Genomic DNA, 24967 nt, shown 5'->3' with positions numbered 1-24967 from the left:
GCAAACCCTGCAATACTGCAACAATTTTCAGGTCTTGCGGCGAACCGGTCCCAGAGTGACCAACCATTCGCGCAGGCTCTGGAACGCTGCATACAGCACCGGAATCATCAGCAGCCCCAGCGTACTGTCGAGGATCATACCGAACAAAACCGGATAACCGACAGAAACCCGCGCTGCCGCCCCTGCCCCGCTGGACAACACCAGAGGCAGAACGCCCACGATGAAACACAGGCCGGTCATGGTGACGGGCCGGAACCGGATTTCCGCCGCTATCAGGGCCGCGTCACGGATGCTGGCGCCGCCTTCGCGTTGCTGATTGGCAAACTCGACCACCATGATCGCCTTTTTCGCCGCCAGCCCGATCAGCAGCACCATCCCGACCTGCGCAAAGATATTGCTGTTCAGAAACGGCAGCATCACCAACGGGATCAGCGCGCCCAACAGCGCAAAGACAGCCGAGGTGATGATAGAAAACGGCAGAATCCAGCTTTCATACAGCACCACAAGAAACAGGTAGGCCAGCACCAGTGCCGACAGCATGATGTAAGGGACAAGCCCCTGCGCTTTTACCTCTTGCTGCGTGACGCCAGACCAGTCGATCCGGAAGCCATCCGGCAGGGTGTTGTCGGCAATCGCCTGCATGGCGATGATGCCGTCTCCGGAACTGACCCCATCCGCCAGCTGCGCACTGACCGAAGCCGCCGTGAACAGGTTGTAGCGCGGCACCGTATCCGGCGCGAGAACCGGTTCGTTGCTGACAAAGTTGCGCAGGGGTAGAGACTCTCCGGCGCTGTTTTTGACATAGATGTTGTCCACATCGTCCAGCGTCTGGCGGAATTCGGCATCGGCCGAGATCACCACCCAATAGACACGTTCGTTCAGGATGAAGTTGTCCACGAAATACGAGCTGAGATTGGCCTGCAACGCGGTGAAGATATCGGCCACGCTGACGCCCAGCGTCTCGGCCCGGTCGCGGTCGACGGACAGTTTGAATTGCGGGCTTTGGGCCGAGAAATTGCCATGCGCGCGGGAAAATTCGGGCGCGGCGTTCAGGGCGGTGACAAAACCGTTCATCACCGCATCCAACTGCGCCCCATCACCGTTGCTTAGATCCAGCAGTTCAACCGAAATCCCCCCGGTCGAGCCCAACCCGTGAATGGTGGGGAACGGAAAGACGTAGGACACCCCTTCGGGCAGCGCGGCCAGATGATGTTCAAGGTTGTGCATGATCGCGGACCATTGCTGATCCGGGCTGGTGCGCTGATCCCAAGGGGTCAGCGTGACGATGACCATGCCCGCGTTCGAGCGCCCCCCGGCCAGCATGGAATGGCCGGAGACAACGGTGATGTCCTCGACCCCCGGTGTCTGTTCGATCAGCGCGCCCGCCTTGTCCATGAACGCCTGCGTGCGTTGCAGCGAGGCCCCGTCGGGCAGCTCCATCGACGCCATCAGAACGCCGTTATCCTCCTGCGGGATCAGGCCGGTGGGGACGGTTTTGAACAGGTACATCGTCAGACCCACAGCACCGGCAAACACAAGCAACGACACCGCCATATAGCGCAGCATCAGCGACACAAGGCGCAGGTACTGACGCCGCACCCACACGATCACTGTTGGTACAACGGCCAGCGGCCCGATGGGTTTGCTGTCGGTCCTCAGCATCATCGCGCAGAGCACAGGGGCCAAGGTCAAAGCGTTCACGGCCGACAGGACAAAGGCAAAGATGATCGTCAGCGCGAACTGGAAATAGATCGTGCCTGTCACGCCGGGGAAAAAGCACACCGGAACAAACACGGCCGCCAGAACAAAGGTCGTGGCGATGATCGGCCGGTTGACCTGCGACATCGCCTTCAGCGTTGCCACGCGTGGCTCCAACCCCTCGTCCCGCAGGATACGTTCTGCGTTTTCGATAATGATGATCGCGTCATCCACCACCAGCGTAATCGCCAGAACCAACGCGAACAGGGTGATCATGTTGGCGCTGAACCCGATGGCATAGATCAGCGCTACCGCGCCCAGCAGCGACACCGGTATGGCAATGGCTGGAACAATGGTGGCGCGCAGGCTGGCCAGAAACAGGAAGGTCACGCCGATCACCAACCCCGCCGTCAGGGCCAGCGTGGTCATGATATCGCGGATCGACACGCGCACCGCGTCAGTGACGTCATAGGTGATCTCGTACGAGACACCTTCGGGGAACTTCGCCGACAACTCCCTCAGCAGCGCGCTCAGGGTGTCGGATATCTCAAGCGCGTTGGCGGTGCTTTCCTGATAAACCGCAACAGTGGCCGAGTCCTTGCCGTTCAGCTTGGTCGATCCGGAATAGGTCGCCGCGCCCAACTCGATCCGGGCGATATCCTCCAGCCGGGTGACAGATCCGCTGGGGTCCGAGGCGACGATGATCCGCCCGAACTCCTCGGCCTCGCGCAGCAGGCCTTCGGCGCGTAATTTGAACTGGAAATCCGTCTGCCCGTCGGCAAAAGGGGGCGCCCCGACCTGACCGGCGGCGGCGATAACGTTTTGATCCTTGATCGCGTCGGCCACCTCGGCAGCGGTGATGTTCAACGCCGCCATGCGGACCGGGTTGATCCAGACCCGCATGCTGTATTCCAACTGACCGAATTGCGACACAGAACCCACGCCCGGCAGCCTCTGCAGCGGGTCATGCAGGAAATCGGCGGCGAAATTGCTCAGGTACAGCTCATCCCGCGATCCGTCGGGCGAGGTCAGGTTGATCACCATGATCATGTTGCCCGACCGCTTGGTCACCTCGACCCCCTGCTGCAACACAGCCGAGGGCAATTCGGAACTGGCCAGCGCGATACGGTTCTGCACCTCAACAGCCGCCACGTCGGGATCGGTACCCAGCTCAAAGGACACGTTCAGCATATAGCTGCCGCTATTCGAGCTTTTGGAGGACAGGGACAACATGCCCGGAATGCCGTTCACGCGTTCTTCGATGGGGGTGGCGACGGATTCCAGAATGACCTGCGCGTCCGCCCCCGGGTAAGAGGTATCGACGTAGATTTGCGGCGGCGTGATGTGGGGGTATTCGGTGATTGGGATCAGACGCACGCAGACCGCACCAAACAGCACCATGAGGATTGCGATGACAGCAGCGAAATGCGGCCTGTTAATGAAATAGCGCGCGATCAAACCGGCCTATCCCTGACTGTCGACCGCTTTCACGACCAGCCCGTCATGTATTTTCTGAAGCCCCTGAACCACCACCCGGTCGCCCTCGGACAGCCCGGATGTGACCTGCGTGCGGGTCGCGGTCTGGGTGCCGATCTCGATATCCTTCCGGTGGACCTTGCTGTCGCCGTCGACCGCGAACACAAAATACCCCTGTTTGTCGAACTGCACCGCATTGCGCGGCACGGTCAGCACCTTGGGGTCTTCGGACCCCGTCAGGCTGACGGTCACAAACTGACCGGGGATCAGCAATCCGTCAGGGTTGGCGAAACTGGCGCGCAGCTCAATCGTGTCGGTGTCCTGACTGACGCTGTCGCCGACAAAGATCACTTTGCCGGGGGTGGGATAGGTCTCACCATCCGCCAGCTTGATGTCTGTCGTCAGCTTGATGTCACCCGGCGTGATCCGCCCTTTGCGCCGTTCGCGCAGCAGAACCGGCTCACTGACGTAAAAGCTGACCAGAATAGGATCAACGCTGGTGACGGTTGCCAGAACGCCGGTATCCGAGCCCACCAGATTACCCGCATCCACTGTCGACAACCCGATACGTCCGTCAAGCGGGCTGAGGATTTCGGTGTAGTCCAGATCAATCTGCGCTATCTTCAGATCGGCCTGCGCCTCATCCACAGCGGCCTGTCCTGCGGCGTAGGTCGCCAAAGCCGTGTCCAGAACAGCCTGTGGAATATCGCCCTTGTCGAATAACTCCTGCTGCCGGGCCAACGCAGCCTTGTCCAACTGCGCACTGGCCTGCGCACTTTTCAGCGCCGCTTGCGCGCTGGCCGCACTGGCCGCGTATTTCTTCTTCTCGATCCGGAACAGCATGTCACCTTTGGCAACCGTTCCACCTTCGGTAAAGCTGACCTCTTCCAAAAACCCCTCGACCCGGGCCTGCAGATCAACGCTTTGATCCGCCACGACACGACCGACAAACTGATCCTGTTTCCGCAGGTCCTGCAGCTTCACCTGAGCGACTATCACACTGGGCGCCGCGTCGGACTGGGCCGCTGCCGGGTCGGGCAGAAACAGGGGGATCAATGCGCAAACAAACAGGGCAGAAGGTTTCATGAGACCCTCGGGAGCTTGTAATACCTTAACTATCCTCGCATCCCCGCACTGGCGCAACGGTTTTCTGGGCGCGTCCACTTGCGCATTTTCCTGCCATATCAAACCCTTTGACGCAGGGCTTGCCAGTTGCCGGTTCTTGCGATTTTCTGGCGCCGCGCACCAACCAAAAGGGCCGACCCCGCATGAAGCTCGAATTCCACCACATCAACTTTGTGTCCGAGGATGTCGACCGGCTGCACCGGTTCTACACGCAGGTCCTTGGGCTGGATGATATCCCGATTGAGAACTTCCCTCGCCCCGACGAGACCGACGACAAAGGCTACGGCGGCAAGATCCGGTTCGCGACCGATGGCGGGATGCAGATGCATCTGGCCGAAAGAAACCTCGACGTCGCGTTCAAACATGGCGAGACGATCAACCCGGTCGAACGCGGCCATATCGCCTTTCGCACCGACGATATTGAGGCGTTCAAGACACTGCTGGACGACAACGGCATTCCCTATTCGGACTATGGCACCGCCTTCGCCAAAGAATGGCACCAGCTGTTCTTCCACGACCCCGAGGGCAATATCATCGAGGTCCATCAGGCGGTATGAATAACGTCGGAGGCACGTATTGAAACAGGCCGTACTGGTTGTCGATGTTCAACCCAGCTTTGATCCGCCGGATTGGTTGATCGAGCGCAGCCAGTTACTGGCGTCGCATTTCCCGTCCATCGCCACGGTCGAACGCCATGACGAGGCGAAAGTTCCCTTTTTTCGGCAACTGGGATGGAAGCCCCGATCGGTCGATGACAGCCTTGTTCAGGCCGACCGCACCGTGCTGAAATACGGTTACGGCCCACCTCCGGAGGTGATCGACCAGTTCCACGCCTGGAAGGTTGACCGGGTTCTGGTCTGCGGCATTCAGGCCGATACCTGCGTTCTGGCTGCGGGATTCGCCCTGTTTGACGCGGGCCTGCAACCGGCCATAATTGCGGATACGGTCGTCGGATCTTCGCTGGATCGCAGCGGCGCGTTGGGCGTGGACCTCTGGCGGCATCATTTTGGCCAGGTGATTGAGAAGCACTCGGATATTTTGTGACGGCGCAATCCCTGTCCGCATTGGAGAGGAAAGCCCATTATGACCTCGAAATACATTCCTGTAACTACGGCCATTTCCCTTGTTCTGGCCGGTGGTCTCGCACCAGCGCATGCAGAAAGCTTTTCACTGACCGGCCAGTATGAGGGCATGTATGCCTGCGACAGCACCACCGGCGGCGTGCCGTCAAGCTGGTCCGACCCGATGCGCGCCGGAATTGTTCAGGACGGGGACCGCATTTCCATCGACCTGCTTTACACCGACAAACAAGAGCTTGGGGCCGAGTATTCCCTTTATACCGGTTCGGTTGCTCTGGCGCCTGATGGTAAGCTGGTCAGCGGGTATTTTGAATCCTGCGGCGGCACCTTTCCATCAAAGGAACTCGCCCGGTTGTTCCCCGCCGCCACGGATACGCCGTTCAGCTTTTCCGTTACCAGTGTCTGGGCCTCGGATCAGGTGCCAAACCTTCCCGGCCTGACTGTTCAAACCTGCACATGGAGCCTCAAACGGGTGTCCACGGACACCCTCAAAGTCAGACCATGTGAGGCGCCCGAACGGTAAGCGTAAAACCCAACCTGGACCTATTTGTTAAGTCCAGATGTTTAAATTGGATCCAAAGTGCCCATATAGCGCCCAATCTTGCAACTTAACCGCGCCTGATCCGGAGCATCCAATCCCCGGCAGGCCCCAGTCAAACAGGATGGTCCCGATGAATTTTATTCTACGCGGTAGCCTGGTTACTCAGATCATCATCGGCCTTGTGGCCGGTGCCCTTCTTGCCACCTTCTGGCCTGCCGCTGGCTCGGCTGCCGGTCTGCTGGGTGACTTCTTTGTCGACGCGCTGAAAGCCGTCGCGCCCGTGCTGGTGCTGATCCTGGTCTGCGCAGCAATCACCAACCACAAGAAAGATAGCCAGGCCCGCATGGGGCCTGTGGTTCTGCTGTATATTCTCGGCACTTTCGCGGCCGCACTGATTGCGGTGGTGGCCAGCTTCATGTTCCCGGTCACTCTGCATCTGACTGGAACCCCCCACCTGATGGATGCCCCGGACGGTCTGGCCGAAGTGGTAAAGAACATCCTGCTGAAAATCGTGGACAACCCGGTGAATGCGCTGGCGCAGGCCAACTATATCGGCATTCTGGCCTGGGCCGTCGGCCTTGGGCTGGTGTTCCGCCATGCAAGCGACTCGACCAAAACGCTGATGTCGGATCTGGATGGCGCGATCACCAAGATCGTGGCTGCCATCATCCGCGTGGCCCCCATCGGTATCTTTGGCATCGTGGCCTCGACCATTGCCGAGACCGGCTTTGAAACGCTTGCCAGTTATGGTCACCTGCTGTTGGTCTTGATTGGATGTATGGCTTTCATGGCGCTGGTCGTGAACCCGCTGATCGTGTTCCTGCGCATCCGCAAGAACCCCTATCCGCTGGTCTTCACCTGCCTCAGAGAATCCGGCATCACCGCGTTCTTCATGCGCAGCTCGGCCGCCAACATTCCGGTCAACATGGAACTGTGCCGCCGCATGAATCTGGATGAGGAGACCTACTCGGTCACCATTCCCATTGGCGCCACGATCAACATGGCCGGTGCCGCGATCACCATCACGGTGATGACGCTGGCAACCGTGCACACCATGGGTATTCAGGTCGATTTCCTGTCAGCCCTGTTCCTGAGCGTCATCGCATCGATTGCCGCAACCGGGGCCTCGGGCGTGGCCGGAGGGTCTCTGTTGCTGATCCCGATGGCGGCCAGCCTGTTCGGCATCGACAACGCAACCGCAATGCAGGTGGTCAGCATCGGCTTTATCATCGGCGTCCTGCAGGATTCCGCGGAAACCGGTCTGAACTCGTCCACCGATGTTCTGTTCACCGCAGCTGGTTCGTACAAGCGCGGTGATCCGTACCCACGTAAACTGCCGATGGAAGAAGTCGCCGCTTAAGCGACCTCTCCGCCCCTAAACCTTCCCACAGCCGCGCGGCTTGACTGCGCGGCTGTGACCCCTGCGCTGCACCGCAACATTCCTGGAAATCGGCAGAAATGCAGGTCCGTAGAATTCTTGGCGCAAATATCATAATGTTTCAATGTGAGGTCACCCTGCGGCGTCGGCAGCAAGGTGCGTCTGACAAGGGGGGGAACATAAAATGAAATTGAACTGGTTGATTGCGCTTTCGACGGGCCTTGCGGCTGTACCGGCTGTGGCACAGGAAAATCCCATTCAACACGACGCGGAGTTTTATATTCTTCAGGCCCAACATGGTGAGCAATGGGCACAGGATGACGCCGCCGTCAATGAGGCTTTGGCTGCGTTTCGCGACAGCAACGGGGGCAGGCCTCCGAACATCGTCAGTGTGCTGATTGACGACATGGGGTTCGGCGACATGGGCATCCCCGAGTTGAACGCCGTGCGGGGATACGAGACACCAAACATCAACGACTTCTCGGATCAGGCCATGCGGATGGTGCGGATGTATACCGAACCCTCCTGTACGCCGACCCGTGTGGCGCAGATGACGGGGAGGCTGCCGGTGCGGATGGGCATGGGCGACACCACCGTCGATATTGCCGGCTTTGGCTTGCCTGGGGACGAGGTGACGCTGGCCGAAGTACTGAAACAGGCTGGATATGCCACCAGCCATGTGGGCAAGTGGCATATGGGCGACATCGCCGAAAGCTGGGCCATGAATCAGGGCTTTGATTACGCCCAGCACGCCATCCATCAGCAAGGCCAGCTGACCATCTTCAACGACGATGCGATCAAGGAACAGGTCGCGGTCGCGATCCGGGACTATGATCAAAAATACACGCTGGACGGCTGGTTCCGTCCGGACTCAGCCGCGATGATGACCGTGATCGAGGGCGAAACCGGCAGCCCGATCCGCGAAATTCGCATGGAACCCGGCGAGCGCTGGAACGCCGCCAAATATGACGAGATGAACCAGGCCTTTCAGGACAAGACGCTGCAGGAACTGGACCGTCTCGCGGGCGGAGACACGCCGTTCTTCCTGCAATACTGGCCGATGATCCCGCTGGATAACACCCGCGCGGGGCGCTCTGGACCGGAAAGCGTAAACGGTGGTCTCTACGTGGACAAGATGCAGCTGTTGGATGAATGGCTGGGCGATCTGTTCGCGCGGATGGACGATCTGGGGCTGGTGGACAACACCGTGGTTGTCGTCATGGGGGACAATGGCCATTTCACCAAATACGCGCCGCAATCGGGGTTCACGCCCCTGATCTACGCGGGCGGCAAGGGCGACACGACCGAAGGCGGCATCCGCGTCGACGCCTTCATCCGCTGGCCCGGCATGATCGAGGCCGACGGGCTGTTGAACAGCATCATCCATGTCTCGGACCTTTACACGACATTGTCACGCTTTGCCGGAGCGGATCAGTACATCCCGCGCGACCGGCTGGTAGATGGCGTGGATCAGTCCGCTGCCCTGCTGTTCGCAGATGAAACCAAGGCACGGCGCGACCACGTCATCGTCTATTCGGTGAACAAACCCGAGGCGATCGTGAAAGACCAGCTTAAGCTGAAACTGCCCGGACCCGGCGAAAGCGCAATTCTGGCAAAGTTCTTTGACCTCTACCGGGACACGCGTGAAGAATATTCGGTCTCGACCGAGGTCGGCGCATGGGGCGGACAGGAATTTGCACGGATTCTGGGCCGCCACATGGCGCGCAAAGAGAAATTCCCCGACACCACCCCCGCCTATGGCGTGCCCTATGAGGGGATCGAGAACATCCGCCCCGAAACTCAACAGGCGGTCGAGGCGTTCATGATCAAACGCGCCTCACCGCAGCAATAAAAACCGGATCAGGAGGTGCATATGGTCGGCAATATACTCTTCGCTCTTGGCCTAGTTGTCTCGCTTGGGATCGGGTTCGTCTATTTCCGTGATCTGGGTGACATCTCGCAGATGCTGCTGAAGGTGAAACGCCAGAACATGGTGCGTTTCATCCGGCATGAATACCGGCTAATCGGGATCGGACTTGGCGCGTTTGCAATCGCCACTCTGGCACATTTCATTCTGGGTGGTGGGCCGCTCTGGCTGTGGATCATATCCGCGCTTTTGGTGCTGTTTCTGTATGGGTTTCCCTATGTCTGGGTGCATCTGGGCCTGCGCAACCAGATGAATGATGCCGCCTTCTTTCCCATCAGCGAGGCGCAGAAGCATGTCGGCCCCACTGCGCCGGTCATCGTGATCGACAATAACGGCCACGCCCGCGCGCACCCCGATGCGCAGATCATGCGGCCTCATCTGGCGGGCGACGCGGACGGGCTGGGCGGACAGGACGTGGTCATGACCTATTGCGCGATGGCCAATCTCGGGCAGGGCTACGCCCCACGGATCGAAGGCAAACGGCTGGATCTCGAAGTGCTGGCCCAGCACGGCAACAATCTGATCCTGCGTGACAATGAAACCGGTGAGCCGATCCAGCACATCTATGGCTTCCGCGAGGCCGACCGCGACCCGAATGCCGACGGCCCCGCCTGCCCCATACGTCCCGAGGCGCAGATGAAACCCTGGCCAACTTACAGAATGACCTTCCGCGGGTTCCAAAAGGCCTTCCCCGAGGGTGAGGTGTTTCTGAACATGCCGTCGACCAACCCTCTGTTAAGGCTGTTGGATATGGTGACCGAGATCACCTTTGGCTGGGGCATCGGTCGCCAGCATCAGGAAGACGCACCGGTGATGGACAACATGGACCGCTCGGACGACCGGTTGCCGAACAAGACCCATGTCTGGGGGATCACCATCGGCAAAGACGCCGCCTGCTGGACCGATGACTTCGTCGTCGACAACAACTGGATCGTCAATGCCACCGTCGGCGGGCGCGATGTCGTTGTCAGCCTGGACCCGAAATACGAAAGCCTTGGGGTCTGGTACAATGACAGCGGCAAGCCCGTTGCCCGTTGCGATTTCTGGGGCCAGTCGGATCAGGGCCAACTACAACGGGTGGAAACACTGCGCGCTGGCGTCTTTTGGCATGTCTGGTCCGAGTTTTTTCCGAACACTGACATCAATCGTGTTGGCACGCGCACGGAAACACCTGATACCGTGGCGGCGTAGCCCCGCAGGATTCGAACAATTCGGCAATAACAACAGGGAGGGGCGGAATGGCACTAACTCAAAGGTTGAAGGGCTGCGCGGCGGCGGCCCTGCTTGCGTCAGTGGCACCGATGGCTTTGGCGCAGCAATCCGACTGGTCCTATGAGGCCACGATCTATCTGTTCATGCCCGAGACCGAGACCAGCTTTCAAACCCCGTCCGGCACGCTTGACGCGACGCTCAGCTTTTCCGACGCGCTGGAGAATCTGGATTTTGCCTTCATGGGCGCGCTGGCCGCAACAAACGGTCAATGGAGCGTGCTGGCCGACTATAATTACACAAACCTGACCTTTGGAAATACCGCGCCCGGCCCGGCGGGCTCAGAGCTGGAAACCTCGGTCAAGACGCAGTTTCTTACTGCTTTGTTGGGATACCGGGTGCGCAATGACCCGTCCGTAAAGGTTGATCTGGCGGGCGGCTTCAGGTGGTACAGCACCGACACGGACTTCACCCTGACCCCGGGCGCAGCGCCATCGCAGACCAGTTCTGCCGACGCCAGCTGGTTCGATCCGGTGGTGGGGGTCCGCGCCCGGTTCACCCTGTCCGATGCATGGACCAGCACGGCCTATGTGGATTACGGAGGGTTTCGCAGCGGCAGTCAGACCTGGTCTGTCCTGCTGACGGCCGATTACGCCATCAACGACAGATGGCTGCTGCGCGGCGGGTATCGCTATATCTCGTTCGATCACGACATTGACGGCAACGACTACACATTCGATCAATCCGGGCCTGTGCTGGGCGCCACCTACAGGTTCTGAAAGGGATGATCAGACCCCCACGTATTTCTCGGAAACCTCCGGGGTCAGTTCAGCCATTGCACCGGACCAGACCGTGCGGCCCCGTTCCAGAATGACTGCGCGGTCAGACACCGCCGCCAGTTCTTTCAGCGATTTATCGATCAACAGGATTGCCACATTCGTCTCTTGCTTGAGACGATGAAGAGCGGCCCAGATCTCCTGCCGGACAATAGGGGCAAGGCCCTCGGTGGCCTCGTCCAGTATCAGCAGGCGTGGGTTGGTCATCAGCGCCCGGCCAATCGCCAGCATCTGTTGTTCGCCCCCTGACAGCGAGGCGGCGCGCTGGCCCTTCCGCTCGCCCAACCGGGGGAACAGCTCGGTCACGCGGCGCAGAGTCCAGTCGCCGGGCCGTGCCGCCGCAATCAGGTTTTCGCGCACAGTCAGATCAGCAAAACAGCGGCGGCCTTCGGGCACCAGCCCCACCCCCTTGCGGGCCACCTTGTGGCTGGGCAGCGCGTGCAGGTCCTGCCCGTCCAGCTTCAGCGCGCCCTGCGACCGGATCATCCGGCAAATCGCTTTTACCGTGGTCGATTTGCCCATGCCGTTACGCCCCATCAGGGCGGTCACTTCGCCCTGTGCCACCTGCAGGTCGACGCCGAACAGCGCCTGACTGTCGCCATAACTGGCAGTCAGGTTTTCAAGCCGCAGCAGGGTCATGCCTCATCCCCCAAATAGGCATCACGCACCTCGGGGCTGTGGCGGATTTCATCGGCCGTACCGGTGGCGATGACCTTGCCGTAAACCAGCACACTGATCCGATCGGCCAGAGCGAAAACCGCATCCATGTCATGCTCCACCAGCAGGATCGGCGCTTTCTGACGCAATCCGTCCAGAAACCCGGTCAGCCGTTTCGAGCCTTCGGCGCCAAGCCCCGCCATCGGCTCGTCCATGACAAAGGCTTTGGGCGATAGGGTCAGGGTCACCGCCACCTCCAATTGCCGCCGTTGGCCGTGGCTAAGGTTGGCGCAGCGCGTGTCACGTTCATCGCTGAGGCCCACACGTTCCAGCGCAGCCTCGGCCCGGTCGCGCAGTTCAGGCCGTTTCAGGGCGGGCCGCCAAAACCGCCACGCCATGCGTTCCGCACCCATTGCACCCAGCACCACGTTCTCCAGCACCGTATCCTCCATACAAAGCTGAGAAATCTGGAAAGTGCGCCCCAGCCCGGCCTGCGCCCGTGCCTGAGTAGAATAGCCCGAGACATCCTGACCATTCAGCAGAACCTGCCCTGAATCGGGGACCAGCCCGCCGCATATCTGCTGAATCAATGTCGACTTGCCCGCGCCGTTCGGGCCTATGATGGCATGAATTTCTCCGGGCCTCAGCTCAATGGACACGCCATCGGTAGCCTTGAGCGCCCCAAAGCTCTTGTTCAGGTCCAAAGTGGCAAGAACGGGATCAGACATGCGCGCCTTCCTTCCCGGTCAGCAGGCCAATCAGACCACCGCGGGCGAACAGTACGATGCACAACAGGGCCACACCCAGATAGACGTGCCAGAAATCGGTAAGTTCACCCAGAAAGTGCTCCAGCGCGACAAAAACGCAGGCCCCGATCACCGGCCCCATCAGGCGCCCCACCCCGCCGATGATGATCAACACGATCAACTCTCCGGACAGCTGCCAACTGAACATTGAGGGCGAGACAAAGCGGTTCAGGTCGGCAAACAACGCCCCCGCCAGCCCGGTGATCGCGCCCGAGATCACAAAGGCCAGCAGCTTCAACCGCGTCGGGTTCAGTCCTACGGTTTCGACCCGCATGGCTGTCTGCCGCGACGCATTCAGCGCCAGCCCAAAGGGTGAGGCCTGCAACCGCGCAAACAAAAACAGCACGACGCAGAGTAACGTGAAGCACACAGCGTAGAACTGGATCGGCACCAGCGTATTCAGGCCGGGAAAACCGTTGCGGACATAGATCGACAGCCCGTCCTCTCCGCCATATTGCGACCAGGAGATGGCGAAGTAGAAAAACATCTGGCCAAAGGCGAGCGTGATCATGATGAAGTACACGCCGGACGTCCGCAGGGACAACAACCCGATAAAAAACGCCACCAGCGCTGACAGGATCATCGCCACCAGCCAGATCACCGGCATGGACTTGGTGCCGTCGGTTGCAAACAGCCCCAGATCAAGCGCCGTATAGGTCTGCGCGTGATAGGCGAGGATGCCCATCGCGTAACCTCCGATCCCGAAGAACACGGCGTGGCCAAAGCTGACCATGCCACCAATCCCGAGGATGATGTTCAGCCCCACCGCCGCCAGCGCAAGGATCACCGCCCGCGTCACCAGCGTGATCGTGAACGGCTGATCCGCCACAACCGCCCAAAGCGGCAACGCCAGCAAGCCCGCGATCACCAGCGCGTTCAGATACCTTTCATTCAACCTCATGCGCGTGCTCCGAACAGGCCGGTTGGCCGCCAGATCAGCACCAGCCCCATCAGCACGTAAATCCCCATAGACGCCAGCGCCGAGCCGGTTTTCTGCGCCGCGCCATTGTCCATGAACAGCTTGAACATCTCGGGCAGGAACACTCCGCCCAGCGTGTCCGTTAACCCGACCAAAAGCGCGCCGATGAAGGCTCCGCGTACCGAGCCGATGCCGCCGATAACGATGACCACGAAGGCGAGGATCAAAACCGGCTCTCCCATCCCCACCTGGACCGACTGGATCGCGCCGACCAAGGCACCCGCCAGCCCGGCCAGTGCCGCGCCCAGCGCAAAGACCAGCGTGTAGAGCTTCGAGATATCGACACCCAGCGCCGCGATCATTTCCCGGTCATTTTCCCCGGCGCGTATCTGGATGCCCAGTCGGGTGCGCTCGATCAACGCCCACAGCCCCACGGCCACGGCCAGCCCGATGCCGATCAGGGTCAGGCGATAGAGCGGGTATTCGATGCCACCGGGCAAAGTAACCGGCCCCGACAGCGCGTCAGGAATGTCCAGAAACAGCGGGAAAGACCCGAAAACCCAGCGCGTACCCTCGGAGAAGATCAGGATCAGGGCAAAGGTCGCCAGCACCTGATCCAGATGCGGCGCGTTATACAACCGTCGGATCACCACCATCTCGACAATCGCGCCAGCGAGCGCCGCAGCAGCGAGCGCGGCAACCAAAGCCAACAGGAAAGACCCTGTGGCCCCCGCCACGGCAGCGGCGGCAAAGGCCCCCACCATATACAGCGAGCCATGCGCGAGGTTGATCAGCCCCATTACGCCGAAAATCAGCGTCAGGCCAGCCGCCATCAGGAACAGCATAACGCCGAACTGCAGCCCGTTGAGGATCTGCTCGATAATCAGGATCGAGGACATGGAAACTCCGGTGATCTGCCCGCCCCGTTGGCCGGGGCAGGCAGAAGGTCGTTACATTTTACACTCGACCCCGTAGGCGTCAAAGTGTTCTTCCAGCGCGACGCCGATGATCTTATTGGTGAAGACATCGCCTTCCTTGATCACTTCGCGGGCATAGATGGTCTGAACAGGGTGATGGTTCGGGCCGAACTTGAAATCGCCGCGGGTGCTGTCGAATTCGGCCAGACGCAGCGCGTTGCGGAAGGCCCTCGCATCTGAAGGATCGGCCTTGTCCAGCGCAGACAGCAGCAGATTGGCAGTATCGAACCCCTGGCTGGCGTAGAGCGAGGGCAGACGACCATATTCGGCCTGGAAACTTTCCACAAACGCCGCGTTGGTCGGGTTGTCGATGTCCTTGTTCCATTGCGAGGTGTTCACCACACCCATCGCCGCATCGCCAACCGCCTGCAGAATGCCCTGATCAAAGCTGAAGGCCGGGCCGATCACGGGCTTGTCGATGCCACTGTCGGCATATTGCTTCAGGAAGGAAATCCCCATGCCACCGGGCAGGAAGAAGAACACGCTGTCCGCGTCGCTGGCCCGGATTTGCGCGATCTCGGCGGCATAGTCGGTCTGTCCCAGTTCGGTATAGACCTCACCGGCCAGATCGCCCTCAAAGAAGCGCTTGTAGCCGGTCAGCGCATCCACACCCGCCGGGTAGTTCGGCGCCAGAATGAAGCTGTTCTTGTAGCCTGCGCCGTTGGCATAGGCGCCTGCGGCCTCGTGCAAGTTGTCGTTCTGCCAGGCGACGTTGAAGTAGTTTTTGTGACAGCCTTTTCCGGCCAGCGGCGACGGGCCCGCGTTGGGCGACAGGTAAAACACATTCTGGTTCACAGCAGCCGGCACAACCGCCATCGCCAGGTTGGACCAGATGATGCCGGTCATCACATCAACCCGTTCGGACTGGATCATCTTGTCGGACAGTTGCACGGCGATGTCCGGCTTGCGCTGGTCATCCTCGATCACGACCTCGATATCATCCCGGCCCGATTGCGCGATGGCCAGCATGAACCCGTCACGCACGTCGATACCCAGCCCGGCACCGCCACCAGACAGCGTGGTGATCATCCCAACCTTGACCTCGGCCAAAGCGCCGGTTGCGCACAGCGCGGAAACCGCAGCGGCTGCTAGAAACTTCTTCATCTTCATCTCCCTTCGCTGGTCTTTTCGACGCAACTTTTGCCCGCCGTCACGGCGTTTAGTCTATTTCTTTGACTGAGCGGCCTTTTCCCCAGGTCAATCGTCCAAACAATCACCGATCACACCCCCGCCGTCGAGGGCGATTTCGACCTGAACCGCTGAATTTTCCCAAAAAATGAGCCGCCTCAGAAGGCCAGAGTGATCATGATGGCGTAGTTGTCGGCCAGCATCTCGGCATCTGCTCGGTTGAACTTGACCGACGGCAGAGCCTGCATGTCGATCTGCGCCGTCCCGTCGAAGAACTTCGCCAGATCGACGATCAGGTGCAGCTCGGGGTCGTCACTGGCGAGAACGTCCGGCGGCAACATGAATTCGACCTCGCGGGCATTTTCCGAGAACCCGACATGATAAACCAGCGGGACTACGTCATCCCCCTGTTTCAGCGCACCTTCCACGACCACGAATTTATACCCGACCTCCCAGTTCCACGCCATCTGGCTGTTGGGGTCCAGATCCCCCCGCACCTCGATCGAGCCATTCGCTTCAGGATCAACCCCGATCAGGAAGTGCACGGTGTCGACGGATTTCAGGGGCACCTCGGGCAGCGTGATCGAATGCGTTCTATCCTCATTGTCAAAACGCAACAGGTGATAGCTGTCCGGTTCCGCATAGGCTTCATCACCCTGCCCCAGTGAAAGATTGCTGAGGTAGAACCTGAAATCCCGAACCCTGAACTGCCCGTCCCCACCCGGGTTGTCATAGACAAACTGATCATAGACCAGAGGCTGGTCCCCCATTTGCGCGTGAAAGGTCAGTGTAACTGGCGTGGTTTTCTGCCGACCGAAGCCCAGAATGAACCATCCGGTGATCAGGGCCGCAGCGGCCAATAGTCCAAGGATCGCTCTCATCAGGAACCTCCGTCAAACGGGTCGGAAAACTTCGGGTTGGTCAGAAATGCCTCATCCGTCAGCGTGTGCAGAAAGGCGATGATCGCCTGCATTTCCTCGGGTGTCATGCGCAGGCCGACTGTGTCCTGCCCAGCCTCGGGCGCGTTGTCTGCCTCTAGGATCAAGGGGCTGAGCGTATCGCTGACCACGATGCCGTCATTGTAGTGGTTCATGACGTCCTCAAGCGTCTCGAACCGGCCGTCATGCATGTAGGGCGCGGTGACAGCGATGTTGCGCAGGGTCGGTACCTTGAAAAACCCCTTATGCGCCGGGTTTCCGGTGACGGCCATCAACCCGTCGGGCAGGGTATCGTCCGGGTCCAGACCGTTGTTTGAGAACCCGTCCAGCGCATCGCGGAATCCGGACGTCAGAAACTGGCTGTGGCAGTCGATGCAATTGCCGCCCCGTAGCGAAACCTTGGTATCGGGATGCGCCATGAACAGTTTACGCCCGTGCTCCTCCTGCGCGGTCAGGCGGGTTTCGCCGCGCAGGTACCTGTCATATTTCGACTCGGACGAAACCAGCATCCGCATGAAGGTGGCCAGCGCCTTGGCCGTGTTTTCCGGCGTGACCGCACCATAGGCTTGGCGGAACATCCGGCGATAGGTGCCGGACGCCTCAAGCTCGGTCATCAGGGCGTCGATATCCTGCCCCATCTCATCCGGGTGCTGGATCGGCAGCAACGCCTGTTCCTCAAGAGAAGTCACGCGGCCATCCCAGAAAAACCGCTCTTGCCCCCACAGAAGGTTGGCAAGGCTCATGGCGCTGAAATCCAGCTCTCCACCTGACAAGGACGGCGATCTCGCGCGCCCGTCTGTAAAGGCCAGCGCCTGCACGTGACAGGTGGCGCAAGACACCTGATTGTTGCCCGACAGGATCGGGTCATAGAACAGGTGCCGGCCCAGCGCGAAGGCCTCTTCGGTCAGCGGATTGTCGAGCGGAACGGCAAAGCGACCGAACACAAACGGTGCCGAGAAATCGGCGATCGGCGTTGCCACCGGGTCGCGCGTGCGATCCCAGACGACCCACCCCGCCACGGCAAGCCCTGCAGTGGCGAGGATCAAAAGCACCCAGCGCATAACCCCCTCCGGGCCGCTAATGGTGATGGACAAAGCCCGAGCCGAACAGGCCTTCCAGGTTCTCAATCCCCTTGTTGTAGCGATCCTTGATATTGACCGTGGCCAGACGCTCACCTGTCTCAAGATCGTGGACCGAGATCGTATGGCTGTTCAGACCTGCAATGAAATCCACATCCGTCGGGTCATTGTCAGCGCCATTGCCCAGGTTCAGCAGATTGTTCTGCACTGCGATCAGATCACGCCCCGAAGCCGAGGTGAAAAAGATCATGTGATGCGCGCCCGGATCGGCCACGATATCCGGCCCGCTGGATACCAGCTCGGGCAAAGACGCCAGATCATAGCGTTTCACCACGCCGGGCAAAGCATGTGAGATGAACAGCTCGTCTTCGGTGCCGTAGAATTCCAGTGGCACGGCGGTGTCATTGGCAACGCCGCTATAGATCACTTCGGCCTCGCCAAAGGTCTTGGAACTGGCATCATAGGGTACTTTCCATGTCTCGAAGCCAAACATCGTGTTGGCCAGAATGGCCGGTTCGATATCCGGGTGCATGTCGGGGCGCGCAAACAGCACTTCGACCGGAGAAGACGGGAAGTTCAGCGGCTTTTCCTTCTCGACGGTGATGTTTTCGATGGGCTCCAGCGTGTTCAGATCAATGATCGTCAGCACATTGCCAACACCGGTGGCTAGGTCCGGATGAACCGTCGACGTCACCACCATACGGTCGTCAAAAGCCGAGATGCCGTGCGGATACATAATGTATGGCGCGCCCTCGCCGACCTGACTTTTGCGCGCCTCGATAACCTTGACGACCTCGTTGGTTTGCGCGTCGAACACACCCACCGAGCCACCATCATCCCCTCCGGTTCCGCCCAGGAAGGTCACGAACATATATTCCTGCCCGTTCGAGTTTGTCCACATGATGTCTTCACCAACCATCTGCCCCTGCGTGTCCAGACAGGTAAAGCCGGACATCACCGGCGCACCGCCCGCATCGCGGGACAGCCCGACCTCGGCCAGGCTGCAGGACGGATCCAGCCCCGTAGCATAAAGCCGGCCGCTGGGGCTGTAATAAAGATGGTGCAGCGGATGCACCATCTCGGGCTGTTCTACTTCACTGAGGATCTCTCCGAACTGTTCCGATTCCGGGTCCAGTTCGATGATTGCAATGCTGTGGCTGGTGTCCAGCGTCGGCAGCCCGCGCAAAAGCACCATGCCCTGACTTTCCTCGCGATCCTGTGCCAGCGCCGGAGACAGGCCCGCCAGTATCAGGCCCGTGGCGATCAGAATACTTTGTTTTAAATGAATGAGTTTCATGACTTACCCCCTTTTGATGAAACTGCGTGACAATTCAGAATGGGATGCGCCGCGCTCATCGTCTTATCATATTCCGGGTTTTGCACCAAACCTGCGCCTCCCCCGAATGAAGTGTTGACGGAGGGGGCTTTCCTCACCCAATGTCATGGCCATCAGATGACGGAGAACTGAAGCAGTGACTGCCAACCTTCGACAACCGATGATGCGTCGCGAAACCGGGTGCGATCTGGTCGCCTGACCCGCGGGGAACAGTCCGTTTTCACCTGACCCGCCTTCGGGTCTGTTCCACCTTTTCAGGCTGATACCTCTATGAATCAAACAGTTGGATTGCGCATGGCGATCGACATCGGCGGTACGTTCACCGATACCGTCCTGCTGGACTGCGCGTCTCGGGTGGTGGCGACCACCAAAACCTCTACCACGCCGCACCGCCCCGCCCTTGGCGCAGTTGCGGGCGCCACGCATGTGCTGAAGGCCGCTGGCGCCGACTGGCGTCAGGTGACCGGGTTCATCCACGGCACCACTCTGGCCACCAATGCGCTGATCGAGCGTCGCGGGGCCGCCACGGCCACGATCACCACGCGCGGGTTCCGCGACATTCTCGAAATCGCGTACGAGCGGCGCTACAGCCAGTATGCGATCGATCTGGTCAAACCCGACCTGATCGTGCCGCGCACCCATTCGCTGACCATCGGCGGACGCATGGACGCCAACGGACAAGAGCTGGAACCGCTGGACGAGGCTGGTATCGGCCCCCTGGTGGCCGAACTGCGGGCGCTCGAGGTCGAGGCCGTCGCCATCTGCCTGCTGCACTCTTATGCCAACCCGGCGCATGAGCTGGCGTTGCGCGACCTGCTGGCGCAGCACATGCCAGACCTGGTCATCTCGCTCAGCCACGAGGTCAGCCCCGAAGCGCGCGAGTTCGACCGGCTTTGCACCACAATTGCAAACGCCTATGTGCAGCCCTTGATGGCTGGCTACCTGCAGGACTTCGAGGCCCGCTTCCGGCAAATGGGGCTGGCCTGCCCGATCCTGATGATGACGGCGGGGGGTGGCATGACCACGCTGGACACAGCCGCCCGGCTGCCGATCCGTCTGGTGGAATCCGGCCCCGCCGGAGGTGCTGTTCTGGCCGCCCGCATCGCCGAGGCAACTGGTGAGGCCGAGGTGTTGTCCTTTGACATGGGCGGCACCACAGTCAAGCTGTGCCTGATCGACGACTATCGCCCGCAGACCGCGCGCAAGTTCGAAATCTCGCGGGCCGAGCGTTTCATCAAGGGATCAGGGATGCCGGTGCGCATCCCGGTGATCGAGATGATCGAGATCGGAGCGGGCGGCGGCTCGATCGCCAGCGTTGATCGTCTGGGCCGCATTCAGGTCGGTCCGCACAGCGCGGGATCAGACCCCGGCCCCGCGGCCTTTGGCAAGGGTGGCGACAAGCCGACGGTCACCGATGCTGACCTGACGCTGGGCCTGATCGAGCCGGGGCGTTTCGCCGAAGGGCGGCTGCGGATCGATCCGGATGCCGCCACACAAGCAATGGCGCAGGATGTCGGCGATCCCCTTGGCCTCAGCCCCGATCAGGCCGCCTTCGCGGTTAGTGAGATTGTTGACGAAAGCATGGCCAGCGCAGGCCGGATGCATGCGGTCGAATCCGGCAAGGACCTAAGCAACCGGCTGATGATCGCGTTTGGCGGCAACGGCCCGCTGCACGCCACGCGCGTGGCCCGACGCGCCGGGATGCGGCGAGTTCTGATCCCGCGTGACCCAGGAGTGGGCTCGGCGGTCGGCTTCCTGTTCGCGCCCGTATCCTATGAGGTCATCCGATCACGCTATGCCCGGTTGGACGGTCTGGACATCAAGGGCCTGAACCGGTTCTTCGACGCCATGCAGACTGAGGCGGAACAGGTCGTCCGTGCCGGAGCACCCGAAGGCGCGCTGCTGCAGCGCCGCGTCGCCTATATGCGGTATCACGGGCAAGGGCACGAGATCGAAATCCGCCTGCCCGACCGTGCTTTGGCCGCCTCGGACCTTGACGCGCTACGAAAGGCATTTGAAGCGGAATACAGTCGCCAATTCAGCCGGATCGTGCCCGGCATGACCATAGAAATCCTGAACTGGGGGCTGTCAGTCTCATCGCCCGCCCCCGCACATGAGGCCTATCCTGACGCTCCGGCGGAACACACCGCAACCGCAACCGAACACCGGCAAATCCTCTGCGACGTCACCGGCGCCTGGCGTCCGGCGGGCGTATTCAACCGCTCGGACCTGACGCCCGGAGTGGCCCTCAGCGGTCCGGTTCTGATCGTCGAGGCCCAGACAACCACATTCGTCAGCGCCGATTTCAGCGCCAGCGTCGACGGCCAGGGCAATATCTGGCTGACACGGCAAGAGGAGACCCAGCCATGATCCAGTCAGATACACGCCTGCAGGTGATGTGGAACCGGCTACTGGCCGTGGTTGAGGAACAGGGGCAGGCGCTGATCCGCGCTGCTTTCAGCCCGATCGTGCGTGAATGCGGTGATATCTCGGCCGGGATATTCGATGCGCAAGGCCGGATGCTGGCACAGGCCGTCACCGGCACGCCCGGGCATATCAACACCATGGCCGAGGCGGTCAAAACCCTGCATGGGCGCTTTGCCCAGAGCGAGATGAAACCCGGCGACATCTACATGACCAACGACCCGTGGATCGCCTCGGGGCACCTGAACGACTTTCTGCTGATGATGCCGGTGTTCTATCAGGACACGGTGATCGGCTACACCGCCTGCACGTCGCATCTGGTCGATCTGGGTGGGCTGGGTATGGGGCCTGAGGGATCGGATATCTATGACGAAGGCCTGCTGATCCCACCCTGCAAACTGGTCAGTCAGGGCGCGGTCAACGCGCTGCTGCTGGACATCGTCAAAGCCAACTCGCGCGAGCCAATCGCCAACGAAGGCGACATCTATGCCCTGATCGCCTGTTGCGAGGCCGGATTCATCCGGGTGGTGCTGATGATGCAGGAGTTTGGCATCACCAATCTGAATGGGCTGGCGGATTACATCATCGATACCTCTCGGCGCGGTACCCTTGAGGCCATCGCCGCCCTGCCCAAGGGCACGTGGCGGCACGTGCTGAAGGTCGACGGCTATGATGAAGAGATCGAGCTGCACGCCGCCCTCACCATCGCAGACGACCATTTGCTGCTGAATTTCGACGGCACTGCGCCCTGCGTCGGCAAAGGGATCAACGTGCCTCTGAACTATGCCACGGCCTATTCCGTCTTTGCCCTGCGCTGCATCATCGGGGCGGATATTCCGAACAATGCGGGCTCGCTCGACCCGTTCCGGGTGACCGCCCCCGTGGGCTGTATCCTGAACGCACAGCCCCCGGCCCCGGTGGCGATGCGGCACACGCTGGGACAGATGACACCCGATCTGGTCTATGGCTGCCTGTCGCAGGCCCTGCCCGACAGGGTCCCGGCCGAGGGGGCCTCGTGCATGTACGACCTGCCTCTGCGCCATGCACCCGAGGCGGTTGACCGGGACGATGACCTGTTTGCTCTGGAACTTGTGTTCAACGGCGGCACCGGCGCCCGGCCCCGGCTGGATGGCCTGTCGGCCACGGCATTTCCCAGCGGCGTCTGGGGCAGTCAGGTCGAAACCACCGAGGCCGTCGCCCCGGTGTTGTTTCATCGCCGTGAATTGCGGTCGGATTCCGGCGGTGCCGGGCGTCTGCGGGGCGGTCTGGGGCAGCAAATTGAACTGAGCGCCTCAAAAGATCAGGACCTGATGCTGTTTCTGTCGGTCGAGCGGATCAAGAACCCCGCCAAGGGCCGTGACGGCGGGTTGGACGGTGCGCCCGGACGTATCACCGTGCAGCCCGGCAACCGCCAACTGCCCGGCAAAGGTGAGGTTCGGATCAAAGCCGGTGAAACACTGATGTTCGAAACACCGGGCGGAGGCGGGTTTGGCCCGCCCGAGGAACGCTCGGACGACGCGGTACAGAACGACCTTCGCGCGGGCCTGATCAGTCAGGACATGGCCCGAACCCAATACCGGAGGCAAACATGACCCGCCCGCACCCGCACATTGCGCGCATGTCGCCTTATGCACTTGCCGACCTTGCAGCGCCTGAAGGCAAACCCCTTATCTCGCTGTCACAAAACGAAAGCCTGCGCCCGCCCAGCCCCAGAGCGATTGAGGCAGCGGCGCAGGCCCTGGGGACGTCGATGCTGTATCCCAATCCGGACTGGACGGACCTGCGCAACGCCCTGGCGGACCTGCACGGGATTGATGCGGACGGGATTTTGTGCGGCAACGGATCGCTTGACCTGATCGGCTGCCTTTCCCGCGTGTTTTCGGGGCCGGAGCGGGCGGTGCTGGCCCCGGCTCATGCCTACCCGTTCTTTCAGACGGCGGCGCGCATGGCCGATGCGCGGTTCGATACCGCTCGGGAAATGGATGTCACCGTCAGTGTTGATGCTCTTTTGGCATCGGTCCAGCCGGACACCGGGATCGTCTTTGTCGCGAACCCGGGCAACCCGACCGGCACGCGCATCGCCAAAGCCGAGCTCGTCCGATTGAGGCAAAGTTTGCGGCCCGACATCTTGCTGGTAATCGACGAGGCCTATGGTGAATTCTCAGACCATCTGGGCGAGCGGTGTTTCGACATGGTCGCGGCTGGCAACACGGTCGTTCTGCGCACCTTTTCCAAGGCCTACGGCATGGCCGGGTTCCGCGTCGGTTGGGGGCTGTTCCCGCCGGTCATTGCCGAAGAGATGCGCAAGGTGATGAACCCGAACAACATCCCCGCCAGCGCTCAAATCGCCGCCGCAGCGGCGGTGCGAGACGACGCCTATATGCGTGAGACTTGCGAGATGACGGCTGCTCTGCGCGATCAGGCAGCCAACGGCATGAGGGACGCAGGATTCGTCCCCTACCCCAGTTTCACCAACTTCCTGCTGTTGAACATGGGTAGCCCCGAGGCGGCAGCAAGTGCCGACCGAAAGCTGCGTTCCGAAGGCGTCTTCCTTCGCCCGCAGGGCGGCGCGGGCCTGCCTCATACCCTGCGCATGACCGTCGGACCACAGGACGCAATGGACGCGGCAATAGAAATCCTGACGCAATGGAAACAGGAGGAGCAGGTATGAGCACATCCAGAGGCCGCGCCCGGTTCGGGGTTCTTGTCCCTTTCACCAACACCAACCTCGAACCCGATCTGGCGCTGATTGCCCCTCCGGGCATTTCGCTGCATGTGGCCCGGATGGGCGGCTATGACGAAGACGAAATCCCGGACGAGGTCCAGATGCACGATCTGGGGGCCGCCGATCTGGATGAACCCCTGCGCCTGTTGATGGGGGCAAAGCCGGACGTGGTCTTCTATGGATGCACCTCGGCCACCCTGACCCACGGTCCGGAATTCGACCGCAAACTGGCCGCACGGATCAGCGCCGCAAGCGGGGCCAAAACGGTCACTGCGGCCGGGGCTTTGGTTCATGCTCTGACCACGCTGGGCGCCCGGCGCATCGGGTTTGCCTCGCCCTATGTGCCCGCGATTAACGATATGGCGATTGGCTTTCTGTCCGAGCTGGGGTTTGAGACCACTCAGCGCTCAGAGGTGACCGAGGCACTGGACAACGAAGGCCAGGGCGCGTTGGACCCCGAGGCGGTCTTTGAACTGGGCCGTGCGGCGGATCACCCCGAGGCCGACGCGCTGGTTCTGTCCTGTACCGACATGCGCAGCGTCGAGGCTCTGGCCCGCTTGGAAGACGCGGTCGGCAAACCCGTGATCAGCTCAAACCAGGCAATGCTGTTTCAGGCACTGCAGCTTTTGGACATCAAAGAGCCTATCACCGGGTTCGGTCAGCTATTGGAACATGCGCGTTAAAACGTCCGCGAAGGCGCGGAAGAAGC

The 24967-nt window shown here is 60.8% G+C and carries 21 protein-coding genes; 11 read left to right on the top strand and 10 right to left on the bottom strand.

Annotation, left to right across the window (positions count from 1 at the left end; all coding sequences use genetic code 11):
• Positions 1-27 precede the first annotated feature (27 nt).
• Together ACR0NT_RS17090 and ACR0NT_RS17085 are read right to left on the bottom strand one after the other, a co-directional pair.
• Positions 28-3156, bottom strand: coding sequence for an efflux RND transporter permease subunit (locus tag ACR0NT_RS17090; protein ID WP_170674619.1), 3129 nt, complete (start codon positions 3154-3156; stop codon positions 28-30).
• A 6-nt stretch (positions 3157-3162) separates the two neighbouring features.
• Positions 3163-4260 carry an efflux RND transporter periplasmic adaptor subunit gene (locus tag ACR0NT_RS17085; protein WP_170674617.1) on the bottom strand — a complete coding sequence of 366 codons (1098 nt, stop codon included), beginning with the start codon at positions 4258-4260 and terminating at the stop codon, positions 3163-3165.
• 182 nt (positions 4261-4442) lie between these two features.
• Between ACR0NT_RS17085 and ACR0NT_RS17080 the strand changes: the two genes are divergently transcribed.
• The 7 genes from ACR0NT_RS17080 (at position 4443) to ACR0NT_RS17050 (ending at position 11212) form a co-directional block, all read left to right on the top strand.
• A complete protein-coding gene (locus ACR0NT_RS17080) occupies positions 4443-4856 on the top strand; it encodes a VOC family protein (protein WP_170674615.1) in 414 nt (137 codons plus the stop codon).
• Between the two features lie 19 nt (positions 4857-4875).
• On the top strand, positions 4876-5343 hold the full coding sequence (locus ACR0NT_RS17075; RefSeq protein WP_170674613.1) for a cysteine hydrolase family protein: 468 nt from the start codon (positions 4876-4878) through the stop codon (positions 5341-5343).
• A gap of 39 nt (positions 5344-5382) precedes the next feature.
• Positions 5383-5901, top strand: coding sequence for a hypothetical protein (locus tag ACR0NT_RS17070; protein ID WP_170447754.1), 519 nt, complete (start codon positions 5383-5385; stop codon positions 5899-5901).
• A gap of 148 nt (positions 5902-6049) precedes the next feature.
• The gene (gene sstT / locus ACR0NT_RS17065; protein WP_480443418.1) at positions 6050-7279 is read left to right on the top strand and encodes a serine/threonine transporter SstT; all 1230 of its coding nucleotides are present in this window, start codon (positions 6050-6052) and stop codon (positions 7277-7279) included.
• Between the two features lie 202 nt (positions 7280-7481).
• Positions 7482-9149, top strand: a complete 1668-nt coding sequence (locus ACR0NT_RS17060) for a sulfatase-like hydrolase/transferase (RefSeq protein ID WP_170674611.1) — start codon at positions 7482-7484, stop codon at positions 9147-9149.
• 21 nt (positions 9150-9170) lie between these two features.
• Positions 9171-10415 (top strand): DUF3179 domain-containing (seleno)protein, encoded by a 1245-nt coding sequence (locus ACR0NT_RS17055; RefSeq protein WP_170674609.1) that lies wholly within the window; start codon positions 9171-9173, stop codon positions 10413-10415.
• 47 nt (positions 10416-10462) lie between these two features.
• Positions 10463-11212: a porin family protein gene (locus tag ACR0NT_RS17050; protein ID WP_170674607.1), complete on the top strand. Its 750-nt coding sequence runs from the start codon at positions 10463-10465 to the stop codon at positions 11210-11212.
• A gap of 9 nt (positions 11213-11221) precedes the next feature.
• Here the strand turns inward: ACR0NT_RS17050 and ACR0NT_RS17045 are convergent, their stop codons facing one another.
• The 8 genes from ACR0NT_RS17045 to ACR0NT_RS17010 form a co-directional block, all read right to left on the bottom strand.
• The gene (locus ACR0NT_RS17045; protein ID WP_170674605.1) at positions 11222-11908 is read right to left on the bottom strand and encodes a branched-chain amino acid ABC transporter ATP-binding protein; all 687 of its coding nucleotides are present in this window, start codon (positions 11906-11908) and stop codon (positions 11222-11224) included.
• The gene (locus ACR0NT_RS17040; protein WP_170674604.1) at positions 11905-12654 is read right to left on the bottom strand and encodes an ABC transporter ATP-binding protein; all 750 of its coding nucleotides are present in this window, start codon (positions 12652-12654) and stop codon (positions 11905-11907) included. Before ACR0NT_RS17040 ends, ACR0NT_RS17045 begins: the two co-directional genes overlap by 4 nt.
• Positions 12647-13633 carry a branched-chain amino acid ABC transporter permease gene (locus ACR0NT_RS17035; RefSeq protein ID WP_170447740.1) on the bottom strand — a complete coding sequence of 329 codons (987 nt, stop codon included), beginning with the start codon at positions 13631-13633 and terminating at the stop codon, positions 12647-12649. Before ACR0NT_RS17035 ends, ACR0NT_RS17040 begins: the two co-directional genes overlap by 8 nt.
• A complete protein-coding gene (locus ACR0NT_RS17030) occupies positions 13630-14550 on the bottom strand; it encodes a branched-chain amino acid ABC transporter permease (RefSeq protein ID WP_170403178.1) in 921 nt (306 codons plus the stop codon). The genes ACR0NT_RS17035 and ACR0NT_RS17030 overlap by 4 nt, the downstream gene beginning before the upstream one ends.
• A gap of 51 nt (positions 14551-14601) precedes the next feature.
• A complete protein-coding gene (locus tag ACR0NT_RS17025; RefSeq protein WP_480443417.1) occupies positions 14602-15732 on the bottom strand; it encodes an ABC transporter substrate-binding protein in 1131 nt (376 codons plus the stop codon).
• Positions 15733-15914: 182 nt separating this feature from the next.
• On the bottom strand, positions 15915-16637 hold the full coding sequence (locus ACR0NT_RS17020; protein ID WP_170674600.1) for an MbnP family protein: 723 nt from the start codon (positions 16635-16637) through the stop codon (positions 15915-15917).
• Complete coding sequence (locus ACR0NT_RS17015; RefSeq protein ID WP_170447732.1) at positions 16637-17755, bottom strand: cytochrome c peroxidase; 1119 nt, start codon at positions 17753-17755, stop codon at positions 16637-16639. The genes ACR0NT_RS17020 and ACR0NT_RS17015 overlap by 1 nt, the downstream gene beginning before the upstream one ends.
• 16 nt (positions 17756-17771) lie before the next feature.
• Positions 17772-19070 (bottom strand): hypothetical protein, encoded by a 1299-nt coding sequence (locus ACR0NT_RS17010; RefSeq protein WP_170674598.1) that lies wholly within the window; start codon positions 19068-19070, stop codon positions 17772-17774.
• A gap of 333 nt (positions 19071-19403) precedes the next feature.
• Here ACR0NT_RS17010 and ACR0NT_RS17005 point away from each other — a divergent pair, with 333 nt between their 5' ends.
• The 4 genes from ACR0NT_RS17005 to ACR0NT_RS16990 are packed head-to-tail and all read left to right on the top strand — an operon-like array spanning position 19404 to position 24941.
• Positions 19404-21479, top strand: coding sequence for a hydantoinase/oxoprolinase family protein (locus ACR0NT_RS17005; protein ID WP_480443416.1), 2076 nt, complete (start codon positions 19404-19406; stop codon positions 21477-21479).
• Positions 21476-23125, top strand: a complete 1650-nt coding sequence (locus ACR0NT_RS17000) for a hydantoinase B/oxoprolinase family protein (RefSeq protein ID WP_170674595.1) — start codon at positions 21476-21478, stop codon at positions 23123-23125. The genes ACR0NT_RS17005 and ACR0NT_RS17000 overlap by 4 nt, the downstream gene beginning before the upstream one ends.
• Positions 23122-24204 (top strand): aminotransferase class I/II-fold pyridoxal phosphate-dependent enzyme, encoded by a 1083-nt coding sequence (locus tag ACR0NT_RS16995; RefSeq protein ID WP_170674593.1) that lies wholly within the window; start codon positions 23122-23124, stop codon positions 24202-24204. Before ACR0NT_RS17000 ends, ACR0NT_RS16995 begins: the two co-directional genes overlap by 4 nt.
• Complete coding sequence (locus ACR0NT_RS16990) at positions 24201-24941, top strand: aspartate racemase/maleate isomerase family protein (protein WP_170674591.1); 741 nt, start codon at positions 24201-24203, stop codon at positions 24939-24941. The genes ACR0NT_RS16995 and ACR0NT_RS16990 overlap by 4 nt, the downstream gene beginning before the upstream one ends.
• The last annotated feature ends 26 nt before the right edge of the window (positions 24942-24967 follow it).

This window comes from Ruegeria sp. AB10 (assembly GCF_056542745.1).
This window is presented reverse-complemented; position numbering and strand designations above follow the sequence as displayed.